Raw genomic sequence first — 23,732 nt, forward strand, 5'->3', positions numbered from 1 at the left:
CGCCGCCCATGCCCGCCCCGCCCCTGGGGGCTGCCGCCCCCAGACCCCCGCTTCGGCCCTGAAGGGGCCTCGTCCTCAAACGCCGGACGGGCTGAATCCAGCCCCTCCGGCGTTTGAGGAGCGGGGTCTGGGGCGGAGCCCCAGGAGGATGGGACGGGTAGGGGCGGCGGGGGCGAGATCCCTCATCATGAAGGCATGCGCGCTGCCCGTCTCATCAAAATGGTGCTGCTGCTTCAGGCCCGCGCCTCCATGACAGCCGCCGAGCTGGCCAACGAGCTGGAAGTCTCCGAGCGGACCGTCACGCGGGACGCGCAGGCGCTGTCCGAGGCGGGCGTGCCGGTGTACGCGGAGCGGGGGCGGGCCGGGGGCTATCGGCTCGTCGGTGGGTACCGGACCAGGTTGACCGGGCTGGGCCGTAGCGAGGCCGAGGCGCTCTTCCTCAGCGGGGTCCCGGGGGCGTTGCGCGAGATGGGGCTGGAGGACGCCGCGTCGGCCGCTCGGCTGAAGGTGTCCGCGGCCCTGATGCCCTCCCTGTCGGATGCCTCGCGGGCTGCGGCCCAGCGGTTCCACCTCGACGCGCCCGGATGGTTCACCGAGCCCAGGACACCCGAGCTGCTCCCCGCCGTGGCGGACGCCGTGTGGGACGACCGGAGGCTGGTCGCGCGGTACCGGCGCGGGGACTCCGATGTGGAGCGGGAACTGGAGCCGTACGGGCTCGTGCTCAAGGCGGGCGTCTGGTATCTGTGCGCGCGGGTCGCGGGCCGTGATTCCTTCCGGGTGTACCGGATCGACCGGTTCACGGCGGCGGAGGCGGGTGCCGAACGTTTCGTACGCGAGAAGGATTTCGATCTTCCGGCGTTCTGGGCGGAGCGGGCGGAGCAGTTCGCGCGGTCGATCCTGCGGGCCGAGGTCGTGGTGCGGCTGTCGGCGGACGGGGTGAGGAGACTGCCGTACGCCGTCGATCCCGCCGCGGCCCGGGAGGCGCTGGACGCTGCGGGCGGGCCGGACACCGACGGCGGGTGGGTGACGGTGACCCTCCCGGTGGAGTCCGAGGAGGTGGCCCACAGCCAGCTCGCGGGGCTCGGCCCGGACGTGGAGGTACTCGCCCCGGAGAGTCTGCGGGCGCGCTTCACGGACGACGCGCTACGGCTGGCCGCTCTGTACCGCCGCCCATAACGATCTGCCCCGCTCCAGGTGACAATCCGCTGCACTCCACGTGCGCGCCACCTCTCCAGGACCGATGCTTGACCCGTGATGGACGAGACGGAGTTCTGGGAGCTGGTGGACGCCACCCGCGAGGCCGCCGACGGCGACCCCGAGGAGCAGGCCGACCTGCTGGTCGACCGGCTTCTGCTGCTGGACCCGGAGTTGGTCCTGGACTTCGCCCGTCATTTCGAGGCCCGCTACAACCGCGCCTACACCTGGGACCTGTGGGGTGCCGCGTGGGTGCTGCTCGACGGGGCGAGCGACGACGCCTTCGACTTCTTCCGGTGCTGGCTGATCGGCCAGGGCCGTGAGGTGTACGAGGGTGCCGTGCACGACCCGGACTCGCTGGCCGACCTCATCGACGACTTCGACGACGAGATCGACGGCGACGGGGAGGAACTGGGGTACGCGGCGGACGAGGCGTACGAACAGCTCACCGGTGCCGTCGCCCCCGACCTGGGAATTCCGCCGGCGCCCGCGGAGCCGCTCGGAGCGCCGCTCGACCTGGAGAACGAGGCGGTGCTGGCGGAACGGTTCCCGAAGCTGCGGGAGAGGTTCCGGCAGGAGTGAGAGGGGTACGGCGATGGATGCCCCCACCCACTCATCCATCCATCGACCGGATTCCAGTGAGGTCACCATGGCTCGCATACCGTACCCGGAGCGTTCCGCCGAAGCCGAAGCCGTGGACGCGCTCCCCACCCGGCTGAACGCGTTCCGCATGCTCTCGCACGCCCCCGACATGACGGGTCCGGCGATCGATCTGGGCATGGCCGTGCTCGGGTCGTCCTTGCCGGTGCGGCTGCGCGAGTTGGTGGTGATGGCGGTGGCGGCGCGTACGGACTGTGCGTACGGGGCCGTCCAGCACCACCCGGCCGCGCTGGACGCGGGGCTCACCGTCGACCAGTTGGCGGCGGTCGCCGAACTCCGTTGGGAGGAAGGGAAGTTCGACGCGGTCGAGTCGTTGCTGCTGACCGCGACCGAGGAGCTGATGGCCCAACACACGCTCACGGACGCCACGTTGGGCACCCTGCGCGAGCACTTCACCGACCGTCAGGTGGTCGAGCTGATCACGACGGTCGGGTACTACACGATGCTCGCCGGCCTCCTGAACGGCCTCGGCGTGGACATCGATCCGGTGGGCGAGAAGTACCTGGGGCTGGGCCGTCGTTGACCGGATCACCGTTCAAGCATGTCCTGCAGGAGACGTACTTTCGCCCAAGTCCCCTCGTCCACAGGGGTGTACGTGGTGAGCTTGATCTCCGAGCGCTCGCCGAACCACAACTGCGTGTAGTCCAGGGTCAGTACGCCGACCTCGGGATGCAGGTAACGCTTCGTGAAGTTCTCCGGTGCCCGCACGTCGTGCTGGTCCCACAGGCGCTCGAAGTCCGGTGACTCCTGCCGCAACCGGGTGACCAGACTCTTCCAACCGGGCTCGGCGGCGTGCGCTGCCATGCCGGCGCGGAACCGGCCGGCCAGGCGCGCGGCGGCGTCCTCCCAGTCGAGGGTGCCGGCCCGCCACCTCGGTGACGTGAACACCAGCAGCAGTTGGTTGCGGTCCTCGAACGGCAGATGCTCCAGTCCGCCGACCATCCGCTCGTAGGTGCGGTTGTAGGCGAGCAGATCGAACCGGGTGTTGATCACGGCGGCCGGGATCGGCTCCAGTTGACGCATCATCACCAGCATGGCGCTCGGGATGGCCTTGCAGTCGCGGTCCATCGGCGGCTCTGGATGTCCGGCCAGCGTGTAGAGGTGGACCCGCTCGTACGGATCGAGTCGCAGCGTGCGCGCGATCGCGGCCAGCACCTGCTCGGAGACGTTGATGTCCCTGGCCTGCTCCAGCCACGTGTACCAGGTCACACCCACACCCGCGAGCTGCGCGACCTCCTCGCGGCGCAGCCCCGGGGTGCGCCGACGGCCCGTGGCCGGCAGACCGGCCTGCTCGGGGGAGATGCGTTCCCGCCTGCTGCGCAGGAAGGACGACAGCTCCCGCCGCCTGATCTCATGATCGGTCGGCTGGGCCGGCTGGGCCGGCACAGCCTCCAGGGACGTCGTCATGCATCCACTGTGTCACTGCACGGAGCCTGTTACCAGTTAGTGCGAATACCTGGATAACCACGCTCTGGCACCTGCATAAGTCAGGCCCCAGAGTGGTGTCACGGCTTCGGACCTCACGACCGAGTCGCCCGCCCCGTGCACCCGCACACCACTGTTCCGGAGGTCACCGCCATGCCTACTGTCACGCCTACCACCATGACCCTGAAGTCGACGGTTGCCCTGGTCACGGGTGCCAGCAGCGGCATCGGTCAGGCCACCGCCCGCCGACTGGCGGCCGAGGGCGCCACCGTCGTGCTGGTCGCCCGCCGCCAGGATCGGATCGACGTGCTGGCCAAGGAGATCGCCGAGCAGGACGGCCAGGCCATCGCGTTGGCCGCCGATCTGACCGACGCCGACGTCACCGCCGACATCGTCGCCACCACCGTCGAGCGGCTCGGCCGGCTGGACATCCTGGTCAACGCGGCCGGCGTCATGCTGACCGGGGACTCGACGCAGGCCCCGCTGCGCGACTGGGAGCAGATGGTCGACATCAACGTGAAGGGGCTGCTGTACGTCACCAAGGCCGCCCTGCCGCACCTCGTCGAAGCCGCCGTCACGAGCCCGCGCCAGGTCGCCGACGTGGTCAACATCAGCTCGATCGCCGGCCGCTTCGCCATTCCCTCGGGCGCGGTGTACAACGCGACCAAGTTCGGCGTCACCGCCGCGACCGAGGCCTGGCGGCAGGAGTACGCGCGACGCAACGTCCGCTTCTCCGTGGTCGAGCCGGGCCTCACCGAGACCGAACTGTTCGGCCACCAGCAGCCGGCCGTCCAGGAACGCATGGCGGCCAGGTTCGCCGACGTCGAAAAGCTGCACGCCGACGACATCGCCGAGGCGGTCGAGTACGTCGTCACCAGCCCGCGCCGCCGAGCCGTGGCCGAGATCGTCATCCGTCCCACCGACCAGGTCTGAGAGAGCCAGTCCCGCTTCCGCTTCTTTCTCCGGTTCCCCGTAACGGTGTGTCGACTCACATGTCACAGGGGCGTCCTGATGCGACTCCGGTCACAACGCCCGCCCGGCTGCGGATGTCTTACGAGACATCAACGCCCGCCCTGCCAGGGCGAGTTGACGGACAAGTGCCGTCCACAGCCACCCCGGAGGGGTCATGTTCCCGATTGTTCGCCCGCGCTCGATGATTCTGCTCGGTGCCGCCATCATCGTCCTGGGGGGAGGCGCATTGGCGGGTGCCCTCCTGTTCGCCGGCGAAAGCGCCGAGGGCAGCGAACTCAACGACCCCGATCCGCAGGCCGTCAGCGACATCGCCGTCTGCACGGACGTGAAGGTCCACGCATGGGTCACGATGAACGTCGGGACGGTTGCCCGACCCGACAACAAGAAGGTCGACTACGACGTCGACGCCACCGGTCACGACCATGATCCGTTCGGCCGTACATTGGCCAAGGGCTGCAACAGCGCCTCCGGAGCCTTCGGGACCCGCGTGGAGTTCAAGGCACCGGGCCTGAACAAGGGCCGACCGTTCTACGTGACCGCACCGGCCGACCGCGCCCACGTCCTGGTCCTCCGCCTCACCCAGCACGCCGACGGCACGGTCACCAGCACGCAGGATCTGGTCGCCGTACGCTGACGCCCCAGCAGAACCGGGAAAGGTGAGATACCGACAAATGACGCACTCCGCAGGCCCGCCCGCACGCGGGCGCCGCCGCCCGAGCCTGCGGCACTGGCTGAGACCTCAAAGTTCACAGACGCTCGTCTTCGGCATCATTTTTGCCGTTGGCGGGCTCGCCGGTGGGGTGCGCTCTGCGATGGACGGCAAGGGGATCTGGACGATCCTCGGCACCTTCGCCGTGGGGATTTTCGGCTTGCTCGTTGTTGTGGGCTTCTTCGTCAACTACGAGGACCGGCGAGGCCGTCGCTGAGGTCGAGCCCGGTGTTGCGGGACGACTCTCAGGCGGCGGTCCGGCGGCGGGTCGTGTCCGTCGGGATGTAGGCCTGCGTCTGGTCGGCCCGTACCGCGTGGTGCATCGGGGCGGCGTTGGCCTGGTCGAGTGCGGAGGCCGTGACGGCGGCCGGGCCCAGGATGACCGTCGCGACCGCGCAGACCACCGCCCAGGGGCCGCGGGCGGACTTGGCCCAACCGGCCGACTTCTCCGTGGTGTTGGAGTGACTGCTGTTCATTTTCCCCACCTCCAGTCAGTGCGTGTGCATGACGATAGGGAGCTTGTCTCGGGGGACTCGGTGAGTTGCCTGCGAGAAACCTGTGAACGCCGGTCGGGGCCGATCGAGGGGTCGGATCATCGGCTCGTACCGGGCCCCGTTGAGCTGGGTGAAGGTACGTGCCGAGGCGCGCAGGGGTGGCTTGACCCGGCTGCACTTCGGCAACGTCGAGGAGCTCGACGAACCGATCTACGCGAGCACGACGAGTTCCCGGCACGGGCTCGCCACCGTCGAGATCCAGACCACCGACGAGCCGCTCTACCGTGCGTTCTTCACCGAGCTGGCCCACCTGTCCGACCGCCCGATCGCCTCGTGACACACGCCTGACAACGCGGCCCGCACCAGGGCGATCCCGTTGAGCGACACGGGAGTTGGCTCCGCAGGGGCGGGGACCAGTCCCGCGCAGCGGCGGCAGATGCCCGTACTCACCCCTCGCGGCAACGGGTCGCGGCACTCGCCGCACTCCGCCAGGGTCCCAACTGGCTTGCGTGGAGCGGGAATTGTCGGAGTCCGGGCTTCCAGGCGGTACGTGACGAGGGCGGCCGGGGAGCGGACGGGGTGGGGCAGGTCGGTGGTGAGGGCCTGACGCAGGTCGGCCTCCGTCGCCCCGCTCTCCAGCCAGCGGGCCGCGAGGGGAGCCAGCCGCTCGACCTCTCGGGCACCGAGACGCAGGGCGGGGGTGCGGTCGCCGAGGCGGGCCAGGAAGTTCGCGGCGCCGGTCTCCAACTCGCCTGGCGGCACAGGCTGGTTGGGGGTGTTTTCCTCGGTGTTCTCGCCCAAGGGGTATGCGCCGACGACCTGGTCCGCCCCGCCCCCGACCGGCGGGTCCTGGTCACTCGGATCAGGAGAGGGACGTACGGTCCCGAACGCGGCGGCGATCTCCTCCGGTGCGGTCAACGCCACGTTGGACACGAGGACTTGGGTGGACCACTGACCCGTCTCGGGGTCCTGGCTGCGCCGGGTGTGGAGGTAACCCTCTTCTTCCAGTTGCCGCCGGGCCTTGCGGACGGCGAGGCGGCCTTCCGGCATCTTCTCGCCGATGGACTGCACGGTCTCCCTCGAACCCTCGGGGAGGGACAGCGCCCACTGGAGGAGTCGTACGGCGGTCCCGTTGAGGCGGGGATGCCGGATGATCTCGTTCGGGGTCTGGGAGAAGAAACGGGTGGGCGGGATAGCATGCTGGAGCATCGCGATGGACCTCTGATCCACTCGTCGGTGAAGGCCCTCAGATTGGTGTTGGCGCACCGCTGAGGGCCGCTCCGTGTTGGACGCACGGAGGGTGAGGACGTGACTACTTTAGCGCCGACTGTGCGGCCAAGTTTACGAAAATCATCCATTCGTCCAGCGAAGACACCCCTTGCCGGACCCCGCCGGGGGACCCTCCTCGCGAAAGTGTGACACTTCGGGGCAGAGTGTCACACTTTTGTGGCCCACCCCCTGGGGTCGGATATCTCCGCCAACCGCCCAACCAACATCCGTGTTACTGACATCAATGTCAGTAACTTTGATGTCAGGCCTGCCGGACCGCGAGTTGGGCAACGTGGCAGCCGACGGCGAGTGGCCCAGCGGACTTACTTGCGGCATGGAGCCCCTGAGTCACTTCCCGGCGCTGAAGCCCACGAACGCCGTCCACTCGTCCAGCGAAAACGCCAGCGTGGGGCCGGACTTGGCTTTCGAGTCACGGATGTGGACCGTGGGGTGGGCTTGTTCCAGGGCGACTTCGAGGCATTCGCCGCCGGCGTCACCGCTGTGCCTGGACTTACGCCAATCCAGCGCGGCTTCAAGGCACTCACCGCCCTCCGCGCCGCTGTACGTCGACTTCCGCCATTCCAGGGCGACTTCGAGGCATTCACCGCCCTGGCTACCGCTGTAGCTGGACTTGAACCACTTCAGGTCGGCGGTCATAGCTCCCCTGCCATCTGCTCGATCACCTTCACGGAGTCGCTCGGCGTGAGCGCCTGCGTCCGGATCATGCCATAGCGCTGCTGGAAGTTGCCGACCTCTTCTCGGTCGTCGATCACGAAGCCGTAGGACTGCCCTTCGACGTAGGTGACCCACCGGCGTTCCTTCGTCTCCAGCAGCGTGAAGGGGCCGTCGAGACCCGCATGGCCCTCGTATCGCATCGGCATGACCTGGATCGAGACGTTCCTCATCTCCGAGAGTTCGAGCAGCCGCTCCAACTGCCCCTTGGCCACGGCCGGTCCCCCCATCGGCCGACGCAGTACCCACTCCTCGATGACCAGTGCGAGGGAGACGGCGGGCATCCGCGTCAGCAACTTCTGCCGTGCCAGCCGCGCCTCCAGCAGGCGCGCGAGCTCTTCGTCGTCCAGCATGGGGCAGTACTCACCGAGCACCGCACGCGCATACGCCTCCGTCTGAACCAGGCCGTGCACCACATGCGTGTTGAACGTCCAGACACTGACCGCCTCAGCCTCCAGATCCACGTACTCCCCGAACCACGACGGATGCGGACTCCGCTCCAAGTGCCCCGCGGCCGCCTCGATCGCCACCCTCTGTTGAAGGAACTCCGCCGTCTTCGCCACGAACCGGGGACTCGGCATCCGTTCGCCCCGCTCCACCATGGCCACCTGCGACGCCGAGTACCCGACGTACACGCCCAACTGCTCGCGCGTGCTGCCCTGTGCGTCCCGCAACGCCCGCACCACCGCCCCGAACATCTTCATGCTCGACGAGCCCTCAGCACCGTCCTGCACAGCCAACCCCCTTTGCCCGCACACTCCTTTGTGTGCCACCGAAAGTCCTGTTCAGGCTAGCCACATATAACCCACCGTGAGGGCATGCACACGCAATCACCCCCCGAAGTGGTCCTCCAACTCCTCGCGGAACCAGAGGGGTTCGCCGCCGTACGCCAAACTGTCCGCGAGCAGCTCACCACCTGGGGGTACCCCGAACTCGCAGACGCCGCAACGCTCTGCGTGACGGAGATGCTGGCCAACGTCCACCGCCACGTGAAGTCCCCGGAGTGCGAACTACACCTCCGCACCCTCCCGGAAGGCGGCGTTCGCGTGGCCGTCGCCGATCGTTCGCCCGAACTGCCCGTCTGGTACACCGAACCCGACTGGGATACGGAAAGCGGACGGGGCATCTTCCTGATCGCGTCCGTGGCGAGTCAGTGGGGCGTCACGCCCAGGCAGGGCCGACGCGGCAAGCAGGTGTGGGCGGAGTTCACAGCAGTGAAGTCTTGACCCGCCCGGTGAGCCCCGGCTTACGGTGGCCGCCGCCGAACAGGAGCGTCGCGCCCATGACCAGCCCGTACGTGAAGGGGATCACCCGCGAGGAACACCTCGACCATCTCCGCCTGCACCCCGACGCCAGCCATCTCCAGATCCCCGAGTGGGCCGACGTGAAGCCCGACTGGACGGCGGAGAGCGTCGGTTGGTTCGAGGGCGAGGCGTTGGTCGCCGTCGCGCTCGTGCTGTACCGGGCCTTCCCCGGCACCGGTCGCTTTCTCGCCTACCTCCCCGACGGGCCCGCGATCGACTGGCACAGCCAGCGTCCGGAACGGTACCTGGACCCCCTCATCGAGCACCTGGAGAAGGAGGGCGCGTTCTCGGTCCGCATCGGCCCCCCGCTCGTCGTCCGGCACTGGGACGCGGCCACCGTCGCGGCGGGCATCGCCGACCCCTCCGTACGGCATCTGCGGGATCTGCCGACGGACGGGATCGACGGGTACGCGCTCGATGCCGCCGAGCGGCTGAAGCGGCTGGGATGGCGGCGGTGCAAGGAGAACGACGGGAGTGGGTTCGGGCTGGGCCAGCCTCGCTATGGGTGTCAAATCCCCTTGGCGGGGCGGTCGGTGAACGAATTGCGGGCCGCGCTCTCCCCCAACTGGTTGCGGTCGCTACAGACGGCCGAAGCCGGCGGGGTCGGGGTCTTCTGGGGCTCGGCCGACGATCTGCCCGCGTTCCACCGTCTGTATCGGGCGACGGCGGAGCGGGACGGGTTCAAGCCCCGCCCCCTGGACTACTTCCGGCGCATGTGGCAGGCGCTGAACGCTGAGGACTCCGACCGACTGCGGATCTACCTCGCCGAGTACGACGACGAGGTGCTGTCCGCCGCGCTGATGATCAGTGTCGGTCCGCGGGTCTGGCACTCGTATCCCGCGTCCGGCCGCCGGGGGCGTGAACTGCGGCCCAGCAGCCTGCTGTTGTGGCGCATGCTGTGCGAGGCACTGGACTCGGGCGCGGACACGTACGACCTCCGCTCCATCACCCCGTCCCTCGTCGCCGAGGACCGCCTCGTCGGCCGCCTCCTCTTCAAGACCGGCGCGGGCGGCCGAGCAGTGGAGTACCTGGGGGAATGGGAACGCCCGGTCGGCAACCAAGGGAAGGTCCTGCAACGGGCGTTGGGGGTCTATCTCGGGCGCAGGTAGGAACTCGCGTCCGTCTTCTCATCCCCCTGCTCATGTCCCTGTCCATGTCCTCGCCCGGGTTCCAGCACATACCTGGCCACATCGAGGACGCCCGAGCGGAAGCCCGCCTCGCACCAGGCCAGGTAGAAGCGCCAGGTGCGTTGGAACGTGGTGTCGAAGCCCAGCGTCGTCAGTCGGTCGGCTCCGGTCTCGAAGCGTTGTCTCCAAAGGAGGAGCGTCTGCGCGTAGTGGAAGCGGAAGCGTTCCTCGTCGACGATGTGCAGGGACTTCTGTCCGGCAACCGCGGCTTCGATGGAGGTGACCGACGGAAGGGCCGAGCCGGGGAAGATGTACTTTTTGATCCAGGAGTTCGAGTCGCGCATCTCCAGCATCCGGTCATGACGCATGACCGTGGACTGGAGGATCACCCGGCCGCCTGGAGCCACGAGCCGGTCGAGTGCCGCCAGGAACTCGGGGAGGTAGGCGTGTCCGACCGCCTCCATCATCTCGATGCTGAACACGGTGTCGTAGCGGCCCTCGACCTCGCGGTAGTCCCCGAACTGGACGTCGGCCCGGCCGGCGAGAGCCGCCCGCTCGACCCGCTCACTGATGTACCGGTACTGCTCCTTCGAGAGGGTGACGGCCCGGACCTCGGCTCCCTTCGCCGCGGCGCGAAGCGCCAGTTCGCCCCAGCCCGCGCCGATGTCGAGGACGGTCCGGCCCGGCCCCACGCCGGCCTGGCGGAGCAGGCGGTCGAGTTTGTAGTCCTGCGCCTGCGTCAACGCGTCCGCGCCGGTGCCCGGTCCCACCGGGAAGACCGCGCTGGAGTAGGTCATCGTGTCGTCGAGGAAGACTTCGAACATCTGGTGGGGCAGGTCGTAGTGACGCGCGACGTTCTGGCGGGCGTTCTCCGGGGTGTTGTCATCGCTGTCCGGCCGCCGGTCGGTGACCAGCGGGCGCAGTCGCCTCGCGGCACGCGGCACGATCCGGTCGATGCCCTCCGCGAAGACCGTGAGCAGCCCGGCGAGGTCGACGCTGTCCCATTCGGCCGCCTGATACGACTCGCCCACACCGACCAGCCCGGCGGAACCGATGCGCCGGTAGAAGGCATCCGGGTCATGCACGATCAACGCAGGGGCTTCGGAAGAGCCCGCACCGAAAACACTGCCGTCGGGATGAACGATCCGCAGCGCCAGCGGCGCCACACTTCTCCGCAGGAAAGCACGCGCCGTCCAGGCGCGCACCCTGGATTCCGGGACCGGGCCGAGATCCCACCATGCAGCATTCCCGTCGGGCACGTCACCGCTCCTCGCTATATAAAGAAAGAACTGAAGAACACCGACTTGATTATCAAGAGGAGCTTGGTCCATGTCCGGTTCACTCGACCAGTCAGCCCAGCGCCTCAAGGCGACCGCGCAGTTCCAGGCACTCGACTACGACGGCAACGGCTATATCGAGCTGTCCGACTATCACCAGGCAGTCGACGGCCTGTTGGCGGAGTTCAGCGTGGACGGTGACGCCCCGGCGGCCCTCGACGTCCGCGAGCAGTACGTCGCGCTCTTCGACCGGCTTCGGGCCCGCGCGGACACCGATCACGACGGCCGGGTCAGCCGGGAGGAGTTTCTCGCCTCGGTGACCGGAAGCGTCGGGCGGTCGGGCGGTCGGGCGATCCGTCCCGTCGCCCATGCCGTCTTCACCGTCTGCGACCAGGACCGGGACGACCACCTGACCACCGAGGAGTTCCACCGCTTCGTCAAGGCCATCGGCGGCGCCGAAAGCCAGGCGGGCGCCGTCCTGTCGTACTTCGCGCCCGACGGCCGGATCTCGCGGGACGCCTTCACCGAGTTGCTCACACAGTTCTACGCCGACGGCGATCCGAGCAACCCTCTCGTCCATTTCTTCGGCTGAAACCGTCGACATGACTCCGCCGGTCCCCACCGAACTCCAGATCCGCAAGTTCCGCAAACGCTTCCGGGTCCTGGATTCCGACGGAAACGGCGTCCTCGACGCTTCGGACTACGAAACCGTCGCACAGCGCCTCCGGCTTCGATTCCACCTCCGCGAAGCATCACCGGAAGCCGATCGCATTACGGCTGTCTACCGCGAACTGTTCGCCAGGATGCACAAATACGGTGACCTGAACAACGACCACGTGATCGACGAGAACGAATTCGTCACGACGACCACGTGGAGTCTTCTCGGCCGCCCGGACGGCTTCGACCATGCGATCCTGCCGGTCCTCCACTCGATCGGTGAGGTCTGCGGCCTGCGATCCGACACCGTCCTGACGGACCGGCTCTTCGAAGACCTGCTCGCCGCCGAGGGCGTCACACCGCCCGACATCCTGGTCGCGCACGCCCATCTCCTGGACGCGTCAGGCTCGTTCACCTTCGCCGACCTCGTCCAGGCCAACCGGGACTTCTACTGTTCGGCCGACCCCGCCGACGCCGGCAACTGGCTGCTCGGAGACTTCTGACCGTCGAGTCCAGGCCAGGGCGGGACGGGTAGGGGCAGCGGGGGGGCGATTCACCGCCCCTGCAACCGCGCCGCCCGTTCCCGAACCTCCGGAAGCCGCGCCAACAACGCCGCCCCCGGGCAACTCGTCATGTACCCGTCCTTGTGCCCCGCCAGCGCGGGCAGGATCGCGGTCGTACCGCTGGCGTACCGGCTGAGGCTGTTGCTGGACACCAGCCGCGCCTTCGCACGCGGATCAACATCCGCGAGCCCCAATTTCCAGGCGGCCAGCGCAGCAATCGCATCGGTCATCACCTTCGGCACCGCCATCCCCGCCGTGAACGTCCCGATCGCCGCGATCCCCGCCGTACGGTGGTTGAACCCCTGCGTGTGGGCCCCGGTGACGGCCCGGTCGACGCCCCCCGCCCGCCCCTCGTAGATCGTGCCGCAGTGGTCGACGAGGAAGTTGTAGCCGATGTCGTCCCAGTCGCGGACGCCGGTCTGGCCCGCGTACAGGTAGCGGATGATGCGGGGCGCGTCCGCGCAGTCGTAGCCGTTCGGCGAGTCCGTGTGGTGGACGAAGACGGCGACGACCTTGTCGTCGTAGCGCGGCGGCGGCTGCGCGTGCCGGGAGAGGGCGTCCAACCAGGCCGAGCGCGGGACGATGCGCGGCTTGGGCGCGGTGTGCTGGACGGCGGCGGGGCGGGCCGCGACGGGCGGGCGTACGGCGGCCGTGGCCTTGTGGCCGATGCCGTTCGCGCACAGGGCCAGCACCAGGACGGCGGCGAGGCCGGGCACGCAGGCCAGCACCACGAGCGCGGAGCGGGGTATTCGCCCGCGCCACGATCGCCTTCGCGCACTCAGCGTTCTTCTTGGGACACGCATGGTCACACTCTCGGCCGGAAACACTCAGTCCGCGATGTGTGCTGTGCCACCCGGTGGAACCATCGTCCTGGTGCGGCACGTTTCTGCAGGTACACGCACGCGTGGTCGGTTCCCGGGGGCCACGCGCGCGTGACTGATCAGTGGGCCCGTTCCTCGCGTACTAAGGGTTCCGAGAGAAAGGCGGCTCCGTGGACCTGCTCGACCTGCTGTTGTTGCTGGTGATCCTCGCCTACGCGGCGTCCGGATACCGGCGCGGCCTCGTCGCCGGATGTGTGTCGCTCGCCGGGTTCGTGGGCGGTGCGGTCATCGGTGTGTGGGTGCTGCCGTGGGTGATGGACCTGGTGACACCGGGGACGACGACGGCGACGGTGACCGCCGTGCTCACCGTGCTGGCCCCGGCGGTGATCGGGCACGAGTTGGCGGGGCGGCTCGCGCTGAAGCTGCGCAAGGAGCTGGACCAGGGACCGCTGCGGGTGGCCGACGGGATCGGCGGGGCCGCGGCGAACTCGGTGGCGGTGATGATCGTGGCCTGGGTGGCCGCGAGCGTGCTGGGCGCGTCCTCGTCCGCCACGGTCACGACGGCGATCCAGGACTCAACGCTGCTGGGCAGCGTGCAGAAGCTCATGCCGGACACGACACCGACGTGGTTCTCGCGGGCGACCTCCGCACTCACGGAGGCGGGCTTCCCGCAGGTCTTCAACCCGTTCGAGAACGCGTCCACGGCCGAGGTAGCCAAGCCCACCGGCGACAGCGTCACGGCCGCCGCGACGAACGCCTCCAAGCGGAGCACGGTCAAGATCGAGGGCTCCTCGGGCACCCAGGGCCGCGAGGGCAGCGGCTTCGTGTACGCCCCGCAGCACGTGATGACCAACGCGCACGTGGTCGCGGGCATCGACAACCCGAGCGTCCGCATCGGCGGGGTCGGGCGGTCGTACGAGGCGCGGGTGGTCCTCTTCGATCCGCAGAAGGACGTGGCCGTGCTGTACGTGCCGGGGCTGTCCGCGCCGGTGCTGCGCTTCGACGACAGCGCGGCGCGCGGCGACTCTGCGGTGGTGGCGGGCTATCCGCAGGACGGCGACCTGAACCTGCAGGCCGCGACCGTCGCCAACCGCGTGAACGCGACCGGGCAGAACATCTACAACAACGGGACGGTCACCCGCGAGATCTACTCGATCCGCTCCACGGTCCGCCCCGGCAACTCCGGCGGCCCGCTCCTGACGACCGGCGGCAAGGTCTACGGCGTCGTCTTCGCCCGCTCCACCCAGGACGACGAGACGGGGTACGTGCTGACGGCCGACGAGGTCTCCGGGGACGCGCAACGCGCGGCGACCGCCACCGCCCGGGTGGACACGGGCGACCTGGTCACCTCATAGGTCACAAGGATCGGCCCATGAAGACGTCGTCGACGTACTCCCCGTCGAGCAGGAACTCCTCGGGCAGTACGCCCTCGACGGCGAACCCCTCGGCCTCGTAGAGCTTCCGCGCCGGGGTGTTGTGCCCGAGCACGCGCAGCGTGAGCCGGCGTGCGCCCCGGCGCCGGGCCTCCTCGGCGGCGGCCCGGATCAGCGCCCGGCCGACCCCCTTGCCGCGGGCCTCGTCGGCGACGGCGAGCCCCTGGATCTGCCGGACGTGCGCGTTGCAGGCGAGCGGGGTGGAGAAGCCCAGCCGGACGTAACCGACGATCCTGCGGTCGAGTTCGGCGACCAGATGATCGGCGGGCGCGTGCCGGTCGTCGAAGAAGGAGCCGTACGGCGGCTGCGGCCTGGGCATGACCGCGTGCAGGTGGGACCAGGTGGCGCGGTCCAGTGCGCCGAGTTCCTCGTCGTCGTCGGGCAGGGCGATGCGTATGTGCGGCTCGGACATGTGGGCCACAGTACGGCGGGGGCGGGGCGGTCCTCATGAGGGTTTTATGGATCAACGAGGCAGGATGGGCGCCATGGAACGCTCGCGAATCGCGGTGACCGGCGCCTCCGGTCTCATCGGCAGCGCACTGGTGCGGTCACTGACCGCGGACGGGCACGAGGTGGTGCGCCTGGTGCGGCGGGCAGCCAAGGGTGCCGACGAGGTGTGCTGGGACCCCGAAGGGCAGTACGTGGACGCGGCCGGGCTCGACGGGTGCGACGCCGTGGTCAACCTGGCCGGCGCCGGGGTCGGCGACCACCGCTGGACGGACGCCTACAAGAAGACCGTCCGCGACAGCCGCGTCCTCGGCACGGCGGCCCTCGCGGAGGCCGTGGCCGCCCTGGACCGGCCGCCGCGGGTCTGGGTGAACGGCAGCGCGATCGGCTTCTACGGCGAGACCGGCGACCGTACCGTGGACGAGGACGCGCCTCCCGGGGACGGTTTCCTGCCCGCGCTGTGCGTGGAGTGGGAGGAGGCCACGGCGCCCGTGCAGGAGGCGGGCGTGCGGACGGTGTTCGCGCGGACCGGGCTGGTCGTGGCACGTGAGGGCGGGGCGTGGGCCAAGCTGTTCCCCCTCTACAAGGCGGGCCTGGGCGGGCGGTTCGGGAACGGGCGGCAGTACTGGTCGTTCGTCGCGCTGCACGACGAGGTGGCGGCGATCCGGCATCTCATCGACACCGAGGGCCTGTCGGGACCCTTCAACCTCACCGCGCCGAACCCGCTGACGAACCGTGAGATCGCGGCGGCCATGGGGCGCGTGATGCATCGCCCGTCCCTCTTCACCGTGCCGGCGCCCGCGCTGAAGCTGGTGCTCGGCGAGATGTCGGGGGATGTGCTGGGCAGTCAACGGGTGCTGCCGAAGCGGCTGTTGGAGTCGGGGTTCACCTTCGCGTTCCCGGAGATCGAGGGGGCTGTCCGGGCTGCGCTGCAAGGGGCGGGCGCGCGGTGACGAGCGCCTGACAGCCGATGATGACGCACGGCGACCGTATGCGACCGCCGTGCGACCGTGCCCTGCGCATGCGCGACTCCCCTTGACCGATCACGGCCCTAACCTCGACCCGAACTCGGGTATCCCTGAAGGCTGTTGGGGGCATGACGTCTCCACCGGCCGCTCAACGTCGAGGAGGGGCACGTGTCTGAGCCCGCGTACCAGGCGGACGTCGTCATCGTGGGAGCCGGCGTCGCCGGACTCGCCGCGGCGCATCGGCTGACCAGCGCAGGAGTAACGACCGTAGTCCTGGAGGCCGCCCCTTACGTGGGGGGCCGTATGTCGACCGAGAAGGTCGACGGGTTCCGGCTCGACCGGATCGGACAGTTCCTGTCCAGCTCGTACCCCGAACTCCGCCTGACCCCGGGCCTCGACGCCCTGGTCCTGCGCCCCTTCGCCCCAGGAGTCCTCCTCCACAGCGACGGCCGCCGCCACCGCGCGGGCGCCCCGGCGCCCGGAGGGAGCGCATGGGGCGCACTCCACGCGGTACGCGCCCTGGCGAGCGCCCCTCGGACGGGGTCTCCGTGGGGCGGGACGGTACGGAGGGGCGCCCTGTGGGGCGGACCGGTGCCGAGGGGACGCGGGGGCGTGTCCTGGGCCGCGTCGGCGCCCGGGGGCAGGCCCGCACTCAGGGACCGAACGGGCGCCTCCTGGGGCGGGCCCACGCTCAAGGAACGGCCGGTGGACGCCCGGGGGCCCTCGCCCGTGCCCAGGTCGAGGTCCGGTGCGCCGCTCGGCGGTCCCGTCGACCAGGCCCGGCTCGGCGCCGCGCTCACCCGGCTCGCGGGCACGCCGGTCGAACGGCTGCTGTCCCGGCCCGAGTTGCCCGCCGCGCAGGCGCTCGCGGCCCGCGGGGTACCCGCCCGCACCATCGACGGGTTCCTGCGTCCGCTGCTCGCCGCACTGCTCTGCGACCCCGAGTTGACCACCTCCAGCCGCTGCGCGGACCTCGCGCTGCGCGCCTTCGCGGGCGGCCGGCTGTGTCTGCCTGAGGGCGGGGCGGAGATGCTGCCCGAGGTGCTCGCCGCGGCGCTGCCGCCGGGCACCGTGCACACCGGCGTGCGCGTGACGGCCGTATCGACGACGTCGGTGACCACCGCCGAGCACGGCGAGATCCGCTGCCGGGCCGTCCTGGTGGCGACGGACGCCCGCGCGGCGGCCGAACTCCTGCCCGGCCTGCGCGTACCGGACTTCCACCAGGTGACGGTCGTGCACCACACGACCGACGACCCGCCGACGACCGGAGCCGCCCTCCTCCTGGACTCCGACCGCGGCGGCCCCGTCGCGCACACCGCGGTCGTCAGCCAGATCGACCCGAGCCGCGCACCGGCCGGCCGCGCACTCGTCTCGTCGACGGTCCTGGGCCCTCCCCCACCGGACGTCGAACCCGCCGTACGCACGCACCTGTCCCGCCTCTACGGCACCTCGACCACCCGCTGGGAGACCCTCGCCGTCCACCACACCGCGGCGGCCGTACCCGCCATGCGCCCACCGCACGATCCACGGCGCCCCGTACGGCTGTTGGCCGGCCTGTACGTTTGCGGCGACCACCGGGACACGAGCACGGTGCAGGGGGCGTTGCACTCGGCACACCGGGCGGCGTCGGCGATCGTGGCCGACCTGGGCGCGACGGGCTCGATGCACAGGGCGGACCCGATCCCCACAACACAGGCCGCCTGAATTCTTTTACGGGCGCGGGGCTGTATCGATATGCGGCTCCGCCGCGTGGGCGCGACCAGCCCCGCCCACCTCACCCGAACGCGGCGACCTTGTCGCGATACCCCCGCACCGGCGCCGCGTCCTTGTACGGCTCAAGCCGACGCTCGAAGTCCCGCACGTACTCGACCGCCCGCACCGACCGCATCTCCGCGGCCTGCCCCGCCGCCTCCGCCCCCAACACACAGGCCTGATCGAGCTCCCCGAGCCCGAGCCGGGCGGAGGCGAGAACAACCCGGCAGAACAGCCGACTTCGGGCATACGCAGGCGCCCGCAACTGCAACGACCGCTCCGCGTGCTGCGCAGCCGCACGGAACTGCTGCAGATCCCGGTGCGCGTGCCCGAACTCGTCGGCGAGCTGCGCCTCGTCGAAGAACCGCGCCCAGTACGGGACTTCGTCCCCCGCGCGCGCCGCTTCGAGGGCGCGCTCGGCCCGTACGAGCGCGGACGTGCACGCCCGCACCTCCCCGAGCACCCCGTGCGCCCGCGCCTCCACGGCGTGCAGCAGCGCCTGCACGACGGGCGGGGCGCTGGTCCCGACCCCCTGCTGCGCCACCCGCGCCAGCTGCACGGCCTCCCGCCCGTGCCCCAGGTAGACGGCCTGCCGGCTCATGGTGATGAGCACGTACGAGCCGTAGGCCCGGTCCCCGGCCGCCTGCGAGAGCCGCAGCGCCTGCACGAAGTACCGCTGGGCGAGCCCGTGCGCGGCGATGTCGTACGACGTCCAGCCCGCGAGCCGGGTGAGGTCGGCCGCCGCCGCGAAGAGGCGCCGGCCGGTCTGCTCGCCGTAGGTGCCGCGCAGCATCGGCTCGGTCTCGTGCTCCAGGTAGCGCACGAGGGCCTGCCGGGCGTGGCCGCCGCCGTAGGCGTTGTCGAGGGTGCGGAAGAGTTCGCCGACCGAGCGGAGCGCGGAGATGTCGCCGCCGGTGACCTTCTGGCCGGGGCCGCGTTCGGCCGCCCCGCGCTGGCGGGGCACCGCGGGGCGGCCCTGCGGGGGCACGCGGTTGGCGGCTTCGGCGCGGCCGACCCGGTCGTCGGCGCGGCCGATGAGCCAGTCCCGGCTGGGCACCACGAGCCCGGCCGGGGTGAAGGCGATCTTGCGCAGCTCGGCGTGGCTGCCGGAGTCCTTGCGCCACAGCCCGCTGACGATGTCGACGGCCTCCTCGGGGGTCGCGGCGAATTCGAGCCCCGCGTACACCGGCGCGCAGGCGTCCAGCCCGAGGTCCTGCGCGGTGAGCCGGCGCCCGAGCCGCCGGGTGAAGACCTCGGCGATGAGGGCGGGGGTGGTGCCGCGGGGCTGCTGCCCGCGCAGCCACCGGGTGACCGACGTCTTGTCGTATCTCAGATCAAGCCCGTGTTCGAGACCGAGTTGGTCCACGCGACGGGCGAGCCCCGCGTTGGAGAACCCCGCTTCTGCGATGAGCGCGGCGAGCTGACGGTTGGGAGTGCGCTGCGCGGGTCGTTCCGTCATCTGCGGTGCGGTCTCCTGCCTTTCGGGCCTCACAGAGGCCGCATGCGGCCGCTGCCTGCCCGGATTGCCTGTGAGCAGCCCTTTTGGCCTCGTGAACGGCGCGAATGTAGCGGAGCGTAAGCAGCCCGTCGCACATTCCGACGTGCATTCATCCGATCGTGTGAGGATTGGTCGTAGGGCTGACGGTTCCGGCCGCCCGGTGGGCTGTCAGCGGTCGGTCGTACAGTGGCGTAGGCATGTTTCGTGCCTTACGACTCGTAGGTGCTGCTGAGGAGGCGCTTGCCGTGGGTGAGTTGCGGTTCGTCCGGATGGGGTTCGGCGCGGACGCCGTCGAATACCAGGAGGCGTGGGACGAGCAGCGCCGGGTGCACGCGGCCCGCTTCGAGGACGCGCTCCCCGACATCGTGCTGCTCCTGGAACACCCGCCGGTCTACACCGCGGGCCGCCGCACGCAGGACAACGAGCGCCCGCTCGACGGCACCCCCGTCATCGACGTCGACCGCGGCGGCAAGATCACCTGGCACGGCCCCGGCCAGCTGGTCGGCTACCCGATCCAGAAGCTGCCCCGCCCGGTGGACGTCGTCGCGCACGTACGCCGCCTGGAGGAGGCGCTGATCGGCGTGTGCGCGGAATTCGGCGTGGAGACCAGCCGGGTCGAGGGCCGCAGCGGGGTGTGGGTGCTCGGCGATCCGGTGGAACAACGGCCGCCGATCGGCGGCCTGTCCCTGGACTTCGACCCCCGTCTGCACGACGAGGAGTTCGACCCCCGGATGAACGGCCCGGAGTACGCCCCCTCGAACGCGGGCCAGCGCCGCGAGGACCGCAAGATCGCCGCGATCGGCATCCGCGTCGCCAAGGGCGTCACGATGCACGGCTTCGCGTTGAACGTGAACCCGGACAACAGGTGGTTCGACCGGATCATCCCGTGCGGGATCCGCGACGCGGGGGTGGCTTCGCTGGCCGCCGAGTTGGGCCGGGACGTGACCATCGGTGAGGTGCTGCCGGTGGTGGAGCGGCACCTGAAGGATGTGCTGGAGCACGCGGACCTGAAGCCGAGGCCGATCGAGAAGACACCAACACCTGTCAGCTCGTAACTCCGGCAACTGTCAGCCCGTCCGGCGTTTGAGGACGAGGCCCCTTCAGGGCCGAAGCGGGGGTCCGGGGGCGGCAGCCCCTGGCAGGCCAGCACCAACACAGAGCCACCAAATCAACGGGCGTACCCTGGGTCACGCCGAGGAATCAATCGCTAGGGAGCCCATCGTGTCCGCAGTCGCACCCGACGGACGCAAGATGCTGCGCCTGGAGGTCCGGAACGCCCAGACCCCCATCGAGCGCAAGCCCGAGTGGATCAAGACCCGGGCGAAAATGGGTCCCGAGTACACGAAGATGCAGGCGCTCGTGAAGAGCGAGGGTCTGCACACGGTCTGCCAGGAAGCCGGCTGCCCCAACATCTACGAGTGCTGGGAGGACCGCGAGGCGACCTTCCTCATCGGCGGCGACCAGTGCACGCGGCGCTGCGACTTCTGCCAGATCGACACCGGCAAGCCCGAGGCCCTGGACCGCGACGAACCGCGCCGGGTCGGCGAGTCCGTCGTCACCATGGACCTGAACTACGCCACGATCACCGGCGTCGCCCGCGACGACCTGGAGGACGGCGGCGCCTGGCTGTACGCCGAGACGGTCCGCCAGATCCACCAGCAGACGGAGTCCCGCGAGGCCGGCCGCACCAAGGTCGAGCTCCTGGCCCCCGACTTCAACGCGGTCCCGGAGCAGCTCGCCGAGGTCTTCTCCTCCCGCCCCGAGGTCTTCGCGCACAACGTCGAGACGGTCCCCCGCATCTTCAAGCGCATCCGCCCCGGCTTCCGCTACGACCGCTCGCTCAAGGTCATCACCGAGGCCCGCGACTACGGCCTGGTCACGAAGTCGAACCTGATCCTGGGCATGGGCGAGACCCGCGAGGAGGTCAGCGAGGCGCTGCGCCAACTGCACGAGGCGGGCTGCGAGTTGGTCACCATCACGCAGTACCTGCGGCCGTCCGTGCGTCACCACCCCGTGGAACGCTGGGTCAAGCCGCACGAGTTCGTCGAACTGAAGGAGGAGGCCGACCAGATCGGCTTCTCCGGCGTCATGTCCGGCCCGCTGGTGCGCTCTTCGTACCGCGCCGGACGGCTCTACCAGATGGCGATCGAGAAGCGCGGAGCCTACGTGGCCTCGCAGGCGGTCTGAAGCAAGACCGTGTGAATTCGCGCACAAGCAGCTACCCGCCAGTAGCGCCCGCTGTCGACGCGGCCCTGACCGTCCTCCCAGATGAGGGCGTCCATCAGGGCCGCGTCAGCGTTTGGGCCCATCGCATCAAGGCTTCATTGGCGTTTGACCGGTCGGTCACGCCCTGGTAACACCAAACAGTGACACTGCATTCACAGCACGTAGACCCATACCCAGAGCCGTTCCGAGGGGGGACCTCCACGATGCAGGCCGCGCCCGTCCGTGCCACCGCCATCCCGTCCGTCACCGACGCCCTGCGCGCGGTCGAGTCGCTGCTGATGGGCAGCGGCCAGCGCACCGCCCGCCGCAACGCCTGGACCTCCGTCCTGGAGGACCGCCGCCGCGCCAAGGACCGGGTCGAGGCGCAGCTCGTCCTGGAGCAGGCCCTCACCTCGCACTCCTGAATCCCCACCCTGCGGGCACCGCCGTCGTCGGCACTCCCGCGGGCACGTAGACTTCCCCGCATGGCGAGGAAGGACACGACAGCGGAAAACGCTGCGAACCCCGGGCGACTCAAGCAGATCGCTCTGACCTACAAGATGACCCGCAAGGCCGACAAGAAGATCGGTCTTGTGCTCGCGGCTGTCGGAATCGTCACCTTCGGTGTCTTCCTCGCGATCGGTTTCTTGCTCGGGCACCCCATCTATCTGGGCATTCTCGGCCTGTTGCTCGCCTTCCTCGCGGCGGCGATCGTCTTCGGACGACGCGCCGAGCGCGCCGCCTTCGGGCAGATGGAGGGCCAGCCGGGCGCTGCCGCCGCGGTACTGGACAACATCGGCCGGGGCTGGACGACGACTCCGGCGGTGGCGATGAACCGCAGCCAGGACGTGGTGCACCGCGCGGTCGGCAAGGCCGGCATCGTGCTGGTCGCCGAGGGCAACCCGAACCGGGTGAAGTCCCTGCTGGCCGCCGAGAAGAAGAAGATGAACCGCATCGTCGCGGACGTCCCCGTGCACGACGTGATGGTGGGCACCGGCGAGGGCCAGATCCCGCTGAAGAAGGTCCGTACGACGATGCTGAAGCTGCCGCGCGTACTGACCGGCCCGCAGGTGACGGCCACGAACGACCGGCTGCGCGCGATGGGCGACCTGATGAGCAACATGCCGTTGCCGAAGGGCCCGATGCCGAAGGGCATGAAGCTCCCCAAGGGCGGCGGGAAGGCCCGCTGACCCTGCCGTAGGGCGATCCCCGTCAGGCCAGCGTCCTGAACGCCCGGTCGTAGTACACCATCGGGGACCCCTCCCCCAGTCGCACACCCGTCACCCGGCCGATCAGGACCGTATGGTCCCCGGCCGGGTGACGTGCGTGTGCGGTGCAGTCCAGTTCGGACAGGGCCCGCTCGACCGTCGGCAAGCCTCCCGGACCGATGCACAGGCCGCCGGACGCGAACTTGTCGGTGCCCTTGGTGGCGAAGCGCTGGGCGAGCGAACGGTGGGCCGGGGCCAGCACGCTCACGGCGAAGCGGTCGCAGTGCCCGAACGACGGCGCCGAGTCCGCCGAGTTCGCCAGGCAGACCAGGACCATCGGCGGCTCCAGCGAGACCGAGCAGAAGGAACTGGCCGTGAACCCGCGCGGCGTACCGTCCGCGCAGCACGTGGTCACCACCACGACGCCCGAGGGGAAGCGGGCCATCGCGGCCCGGAAATCCTCGGGCGCCACAGTCGCCCGTGCTGCTTCCAGTACTTCCTGACGCTCCGGCATGACGGTGCACCACCTGTCGGGCCTCGCGGAGGCCACCGCGGGTTCAGCAGCCTCGGGGCAGCCTCGGATGCGGCTCACCGACAGTGATCGGGATCGCCACCCGGGTCCAGATCGACTATGCGGTCACCGCCCCGGCCCGGCAACCGGGGCTGGGGCCGACCAGGGTCAGAACCAGGCCGGGTCCAGGTCCAGGTCCAGCGCCGGGACCAGGGCCGGGACCAGGGCCGGGACCTGGACCGGGTCCAGCGCCGGGGCCGGGGCCGGGACCTGGACCGGGTCCAGCGCCGGGGCCGGGGCCGGGACCTGGACCGGGTCCAGCGCCGGGGCCGGGGCCGGGACCAGCGCACCGACAACTGGGGCCTGGTCGGCGCACCAGCAACCGGGACCGCGGCCAGCCAGGGTCAGAGCCAGGCCGGGTCCAGGTTCGGGGCCAGCGCCAGGTCCGGGACCGGGGCCGGGATCGGGACCCGGACCGGGGCCGGGGCCGGGATCGGGACCGGTCC

At 70.1% G+C, this 23,732-nt stretch carries 28 protein-coding genes; 18 read left to right on the forward strand and 10 right to left on the reverse strand.

Annotation, left to right across the window (positions count from 1 at the left end):
- Positions 1 to 195 precede the first annotated feature (195 nt).
- From AB0I69_RS27205 to AB0I69_RS27215, 3 genes are all read left to right on the forward strand, one after another.
- On the forward strand, positions 196 to 1,176 hold the full coding sequence (locus tag AB0I69_RS27205; RefSeq protein WP_363098318.1) for a YafY family protein: 981 nt from the start codon (positions 196 to 198) through the stop codon (positions 1,174 to 1,176).
- A gap of 78 nt (positions 1,177 to 1,254) precedes the next feature.
- Positions 1,255 to 1,776, forward strand: a complete 522-nt coding sequence (locus AB0I69_RS27210) for a DUF4240 domain-containing protein (protein WP_363098625.1) — start codon at positions 1,255 to 1,257, stop codon at positions 1,774 to 1,776.
- A 67-nt stretch (positions 1,777 to 1,843) separates the two neighbouring features.
- On the forward strand, positions 1,844 to 2,377 hold the full coding sequence (locus AB0I69_RS27215; protein ID WP_363098319.1) for a carboxymuconolactone decarboxylase family protein: 534 nt from the start codon (positions 1,844 to 1,846) through the stop codon (positions 2,375 to 2,377).
- A gap of 5 nt (positions 2,378 to 2,382) precedes the next feature.
- Here the strand turns inward: AB0I69_RS27215 and AB0I69_RS27220 are convergent, their stop codons facing one another.
- Entirely contained in the window at positions 2,383 to 3,261 is an 879-nt protein-coding gene (locus tag AB0I69_RS27220; RefSeq protein WP_363098320.1) for a helix-turn-helix transcriptional regulator, read from the reverse strand.
- 171 nt (positions 3,262 to 3,432) lie between these two features.
- On the opposite strand from AB0I69_RS27220, the gene AB0I69_RS27225 reads away from it, so the two are divergent.
- From AB0I69_RS27225 to AB0I69_RS27235, 3 genes are all read left to right on the forward strand, one after another.
- Positions 3,433 to 4,212 (forward strand): SDR family oxidoreductase, encoded by a 780-nt coding sequence (locus AB0I69_RS27225; protein ID WP_363098321.1) that lies wholly within the window; start codon positions 3,433 to 3,435, stop codon positions 4,210 to 4,212.
- A 193-nt stretch (positions 4,213 to 4,405) separates the two neighbouring features.
- Complete coding sequence (locus AB0I69_RS27230; protein WP_363098322.1) at positions 4,406 to 4,885, forward strand: hypothetical protein; 480 nt, start codon at positions 4,406 to 4,408, stop codon at positions 4,883 to 4,885.
- 37 nt (positions 4,886 to 4,922) lie between these two features.
- Positions 4,923 to 5,177 carry a hypothetical protein gene (locus AB0I69_RS27235; protein WP_363098323.1) on the forward strand — a complete coding sequence of 85 codons (255 nt, stop codon included), beginning with the start codon at positions 4,923 to 4,925 and terminating at the stop codon, positions 5,175 to 5,177.
- Between the two features lie 28 nt (positions 5,178 to 5,205).
- Here AB0I69_RS27235 and AB0I69_RS27240 read toward each other — a convergent pair whose 3' ends face one another.
- Complete coding sequence (locus AB0I69_RS27240; RefSeq protein WP_363098324.1) at positions 5,206 to 5,436, reverse strand: hypothetical protein; 231 nt, start codon at positions 5,434 to 5,436, stop codon at positions 5,206 to 5,208.
- 181 nt (positions 5,437 to 5,617) lie between these two features.
- Between AB0I69_RS27240 and AB0I69_RS27245 the strand changes: the two genes are divergently transcribed.
- A complete protein-coding gene (locus AB0I69_RS27245) occupies positions 5,618 to 5,791 on the forward strand; it encodes a hypothetical protein (RefSeq protein ID WP_363098325.1) in 174 nt (57 codons plus the stop codon).
- Here AB0I69_RS27245 and AB0I69_RS27250 read toward each other — a convergent pair.
- The 3 genes from AB0I69_RS27250 to AB0I69_RS27260 all read right to left on the reverse strand — a co-directional run bounded on the left by AB0I69_RS27250 (position 5,734) and on the right by AB0I69_RS27260 (position 8,189).
- On the reverse strand, positions 5,734 to 6,663 hold the full coding sequence (locus tag AB0I69_RS27250; protein ID WP_363098326.1) for a hypothetical protein: 930 nt from the start codon (positions 6,661 to 6,663) through the stop codon (positions 5,734 to 5,736). The genes AB0I69_RS27245 and AB0I69_RS27250 overlap by 58 nt on opposite strands.
- A gap of 408 nt (positions 6,664 to 7,071) precedes the next feature.
- A complete protein-coding gene (locus AB0I69_RS27255) occupies positions 7,072 to 7,380 on the reverse strand; it encodes a DUF397 domain-containing protein (protein ID WP_363098327.1) in 309 nt (102 codons plus the stop codon).
- A complete protein-coding gene (locus AB0I69_RS27260) occupies positions 7,377 to 8,189 on the reverse strand; it encodes a helix-turn-helix transcriptional regulator (RefSeq protein ID WP_363098328.1) in 813 nt (270 codons plus the stop codon). The genes AB0I69_RS27255 and AB0I69_RS27260 overlap by 4 nt, the downstream gene beginning before the upstream one ends.
- 84 nt (positions 8,190 to 8,273) lie before the next feature.
- On the opposite strand from AB0I69_RS27260, the gene AB0I69_RS27265 reads away from it, so the two are divergent.
- Positions 8,274 to 8,681, forward strand: a complete 408-nt coding sequence (locus AB0I69_RS27265; protein WP_363098329.1) for an ATP-binding protein — start codon at positions 8,274 to 8,276, stop codon at positions 8,679 to 8,681.
- A 56-nt stretch (positions 8,682 to 8,737) separates the two neighbouring features.
- Positions 8,738 to 9,868, forward strand: coding sequence for a peptidoglycan bridge formation glycyltransferase FemA/FemB family protein (locus AB0I69_RS27270; protein ID WP_363098330.1), 1,131 nt, complete (start codon positions 8,738 to 8,740; stop codon positions 9,866 to 9,868).
- Here AB0I69_RS27270 and AB0I69_RS27275 read toward each other — a convergent pair.
- Positions 9,850 to 10,971: a cyclopropane-fatty-acyl-phospholipid synthase family protein gene (locus AB0I69_RS27275; RefSeq protein ID WP_363098626.1), complete on the reverse strand. Its 1,122-nt coding sequence runs from the start codon at positions 10,969 to 10,971 to the stop codon at positions 9,850 to 9,852. The two genes, AB0I69_RS27270 and AB0I69_RS27275, sit on opposite strands and share 19 nt — an antisense overlap.
- Before the next feature lie 244 nt (positions 10,972 to 11,215).
- Between AB0I69_RS27275 and AB0I69_RS27280 the strand changes: the two genes are divergently transcribed.
- Both AB0I69_RS27280 and AB0I69_RS27285 read left to right on the forward strand, forming a co-directional pair.
- Positions 11,216 to 11,755 carry an EF-hand domain-containing protein gene (locus tag AB0I69_RS27280; RefSeq protein WP_363098331.1) on the forward strand — a complete coding sequence of 180 codons (540 nt, stop codon included), beginning with the start codon at positions 11,216 to 11,218 and terminating at the stop codon, positions 11,753 to 11,755.
- Between the two features lie 10 nt (positions 11,756 to 11,765).
- The gene (locus tag AB0I69_RS27285) at positions 11,766 to 12,323 is read left to right on the forward strand and encodes an EF-hand domain-containing protein (RefSeq protein ID WP_363098332.1); all 558 of its coding nucleotides are present in this window, start codon (positions 11,766 to 11,768) and stop codon (positions 12,321 to 12,323) included.
- Between the two features lie 50 nt (positions 12,324 to 12,373).
- On the opposite strand, the gene AB0I69_RS27290 is transcribed toward AB0I69_RS27285, so the two are convergent.
- Complete coding sequence (locus tag AB0I69_RS27290; protein ID WP_363098333.1) at positions 12,374 to 13,114, reverse strand: peptidoglycan recognition protein; 741 nt, start codon at positions 13,112 to 13,114, stop codon at positions 12,374 to 12,376.
- 260 nt (positions 13,115 to 13,374) lie between these two features.
- Here AB0I69_RS27290 and AB0I69_RS27295 point away from each other — a divergent pair, with 260 nt between their 5' ends.
- Positions 13,375 to 14,559, forward strand: a complete 1,185-nt coding sequence (locus AB0I69_RS27295) for a MarP family serine protease (RefSeq protein ID WP_363098334.1) — start codon at positions 13,375 to 13,377, stop codon at positions 14,557 to 14,559.
- Between the two features lies 1 nt (position 14,560).
- On the opposite strand, the gene AB0I69_RS27300 is transcribed toward AB0I69_RS27295, so the two are convergent.
- Positions 14,561 to 15,049 carry a GNAT family N-acetyltransferase gene (locus AB0I69_RS27300; protein ID WP_363098335.1) on the reverse strand — a complete coding sequence of 163 codons (489 nt, stop codon included), beginning with the start codon at positions 15,047 to 15,049 and terminating at the stop codon, positions 14,561 to 14,563.
- 73 nt (positions 15,050 to 15,122) lie between these two features.
- On the opposite strand from AB0I69_RS27300, the gene AB0I69_RS27305 reads away from it, so the two are divergent.
- Positions 15,123 to 16,037 (forward strand): TIGR01777 family oxidoreductase, encoded by a 915-nt coding sequence (locus AB0I69_RS27305; protein ID WP_363098336.1) that lies wholly within the window; start codon positions 15,123 to 15,125, stop codon positions 16,035 to 16,037.
- Positions 16,038 to 16,220: 183 nt separating this feature from the next.
- Positions 16,221 to 17,756, forward strand: coding sequence for an NAD(P)/FAD-dependent oxidoreductase (locus AB0I69_RS27310; protein ID WP_363098337.1), 1,536 nt, complete (start codon positions 16,221 to 16,223; stop codon positions 17,754 to 17,756).
- Between the two features lie 70 nt (positions 17,757 to 17,826).
- Here the strand turns inward: AB0I69_RS27310 and AB0I69_RS27315 are convergent, their stop codons facing one another.
- Positions 17,827 to 19,263 (reverse strand): regulator, encoded by a 1,437-nt coding sequence (locus tag AB0I69_RS27315; protein WP_363098338.1) that lies wholly within the window; start codon positions 19,261 to 19,263, stop codon positions 17,827 to 17,829.
- Between the two features lie 284 nt (positions 19,264 to 19,547).
- Between AB0I69_RS27315 and lipB the strand changes: the two genes are divergently transcribed.
- The 4 genes from lipB (at position 19,548) to AB0I69_RS27335 (ending at position 22,697) form a co-directional block, all read left to right on the forward strand.
- Positions 19,548 to 20,357, forward strand: a complete 810-nt coding sequence (gene lipB / locus AB0I69_RS27320; RefSeq protein ID WP_363098339.1) for a lipoyl(octanoyl) transferase LipB — start codon at positions 19,548 to 19,550, stop codon at positions 20,355 to 20,357.
- Between the two features lie 166 nt (positions 20,358 to 20,523).
- Positions 20,524 to 21,489, forward strand: a complete 966-nt coding sequence (gene lipA, locus AB0I69_RS27325) for a lipoyl synthase (RefSeq protein ID WP_327404627.1) — start codon at positions 20,524 to 20,526, stop codon at positions 21,487 to 21,489.
- A gap of 242 nt (positions 21,490 to 21,731) precedes the next feature.
- Positions 21,732 to 21,932: a hypothetical protein gene (locus AB0I69_RS27330; RefSeq protein WP_363098340.1), complete on the forward strand. Its 201-nt coding sequence runs from the start codon at positions 21,732 to 21,734 to the stop codon at positions 21,930 to 21,932.
- A gap of 60 nt (positions 21,933 to 21,992) precedes the next feature.
- Complete coding sequence (locus AB0I69_RS27335) at positions 21,993 to 22,697, forward strand: DUF4191 domain-containing protein (protein ID WP_363098341.1); 705 nt, start codon at positions 21,993 to 21,995, stop codon at positions 22,695 to 22,697.
- 22 nt (positions 22,698 to 22,719) lie between these two features.
- Here the strand turns inward: AB0I69_RS27335 and AB0I69_RS27340 are convergent, their stop codons facing one another.
- Positions 22,720 to 23,229 carry a flavin reductase family protein gene (locus tag AB0I69_RS27340; protein ID WP_363098342.1) on the reverse strand — a complete coding sequence of 170 codons (510 nt, stop codon included), beginning with the start codon at positions 23,227 to 23,229 and terminating at the stop codon, positions 22,720 to 22,722.
- Between the last annotated feature and the right edge of the window lie 503 nt (positions 23,230 to 23,732).

Origin of the sequence: Streptomyces sp. NPDC050508 (genome assembly GCF_040655155.1) — a bacterium.
In the GTDB taxonomy this organism is placed as follows: domain Bacteria; phylum Actinomycetota; class Actinomycetes; order Streptomycetales; family Streptomycetaceae; genus Streptomyces.

What these genes read in the sequence shown, in the direction of transcription:
- AB0I69_RS27205 (WP_363098318.1), top strand. Translation starts at nt 196, where the DNA reads ATGCGCGCTGCCCGTCTCATCAAAATGGTGCTGCTGCTTCAGGCCCGC.
- AB0I69_RS27210 (WP_363098625.1), top strand. Translation starts at nt 1,255, where the DNA reads ATGGACGAGACGGAGTTCTGGGAGCTGGTGGACGCCACCCGCGAGGCC.
- AB0I69_RS27215 (WP_363098319.1), top strand. Translation starts at nt 1,844, where the DNA reads ATGGCTCGCATACCGTACCCGGAGCGTTCCGCCGAAGCCGAAGCCGTG.
- AB0I69_RS27220 (WP_363098320.1), bottom strand. Translation starts at nt 3,261, where the DNA reads ATGACGACGTCCCTGGAGGCTGTGCCGGCCCAGCCGGCCCAGCCGACC.
- AB0I69_RS27225 (WP_363098321.1), top strand. Translation starts at nt 3,433, where the DNA reads ATGCCTACTGTCACGCCTACCACCATGACCCTGAAGTCGACGGTTGCC.
- AB0I69_RS27230 (WP_363098322.1), top strand. Translation starts at nt 4,406, where the DNA reads ATGTTCCCGATTGTTCGCCCGCGCTCGATGATTCTGCTCGGTGCCGCC.
- AB0I69_RS27235 (WP_363098323.1), top strand. Translation starts at nt 4,923, where the DNA reads ATGACGCACTCCGCAGGCCCGCCCGCACGCGGGCGCCGCCGCCCGAGC.
- AB0I69_RS27240 (WP_363098324.1), bottom strand. Translation starts at nt 5,436, where the DNA reads ATGAACAGCAGTCACTCCAACACCACGGAGAAGTCGGCCGGTTGGGCC.
- AB0I69_RS27250 (WP_363098326.1), bottom strand. Translation starts at nt 6,663, where the DNA reads ATGCTCCAGCATGCTATCCCGCCCACCCGTTTCTTCTCCCAGACCCCG.
- AB0I69_RS27255 (WP_363098327.1), bottom strand. Translation starts at nt 7,380, where the DNA reads ATGACCGCCGACCTGAAGTGGTTCAAGTCCAGCTACAGCGGTAGCCAG.
- AB0I69_RS27265 (WP_363098329.1), top strand. Translation starts at nt 8,274, where the DNA reads ATGCACACGCAATCACCCCCCGAAGTGGTCCTCCAACTCCTCGCGGAA.
- AB0I69_RS27270 (WP_363098330.1), top strand. Translation starts at nt 8,738, where the DNA reads ATGACCAGCCCGTACGTGAAGGGGATCACCCGCGAGGAACACCTCGAC.
- AB0I69_RS27280 (WP_363098331.1), top strand. Translation starts at nt 11,216, where the DNA reads ATGTCCGGTTCACTCGACCAGTCAGCCCAGCGCCTCAAGGCGACCGCG.
- AB0I69_RS27285 (WP_363098332.1), top strand. Translation starts at nt 11,766, where the DNA reads ATGACTCCGCCGGTCCCCACCGAACTCCAGATCCGCAAGTTCCGCAAA.
- AB0I69_RS27300 (WP_363098335.1), bottom strand. Translation starts at nt 15,049, where the DNA reads ATGTCCGAGCCGCACATACGCATCGCCCTGCCCGACGACGACGAGGAA.
- AB0I69_RS27305 (WP_363098336.1), top strand. Translation starts at nt 15,123, where the DNA reads ATGGAACGCTCGCGAATCGCGGTGACCGGCGCCTCCGGTCTCATCGGC.
- AB0I69_RS27315 (WP_363098338.1), bottom strand. Translation starts at nt 19,263, where the DNA reads ATGACGGAACGACCCGCGCAGCGCACTCCCAACCGTCAGCTCGCCGCG.
- AB0I69_RS27330 (WP_363098340.1), top strand. Translation starts at nt 21,732, where the DNA reads ATGCAGGCCGCGCCCGTCCGTGCCACCGCCATCCCGTCCGTCACCGAC.
- AB0I69_RS27335 (WP_363098341.1), top strand. Translation starts at nt 21,993, where the DNA reads ATGGCGAGGAAGGACACGACAGCGGAAAACGCTGCGAACCCCGGGCGA.
- AB0I69_RS27340 (WP_363098342.1), bottom strand. Translation starts at nt 23,229, where the DNA reads ATGCCGGAGCGTCAGGAAGTACTGGAAGCAGCACGGGCGACTGTGGCG.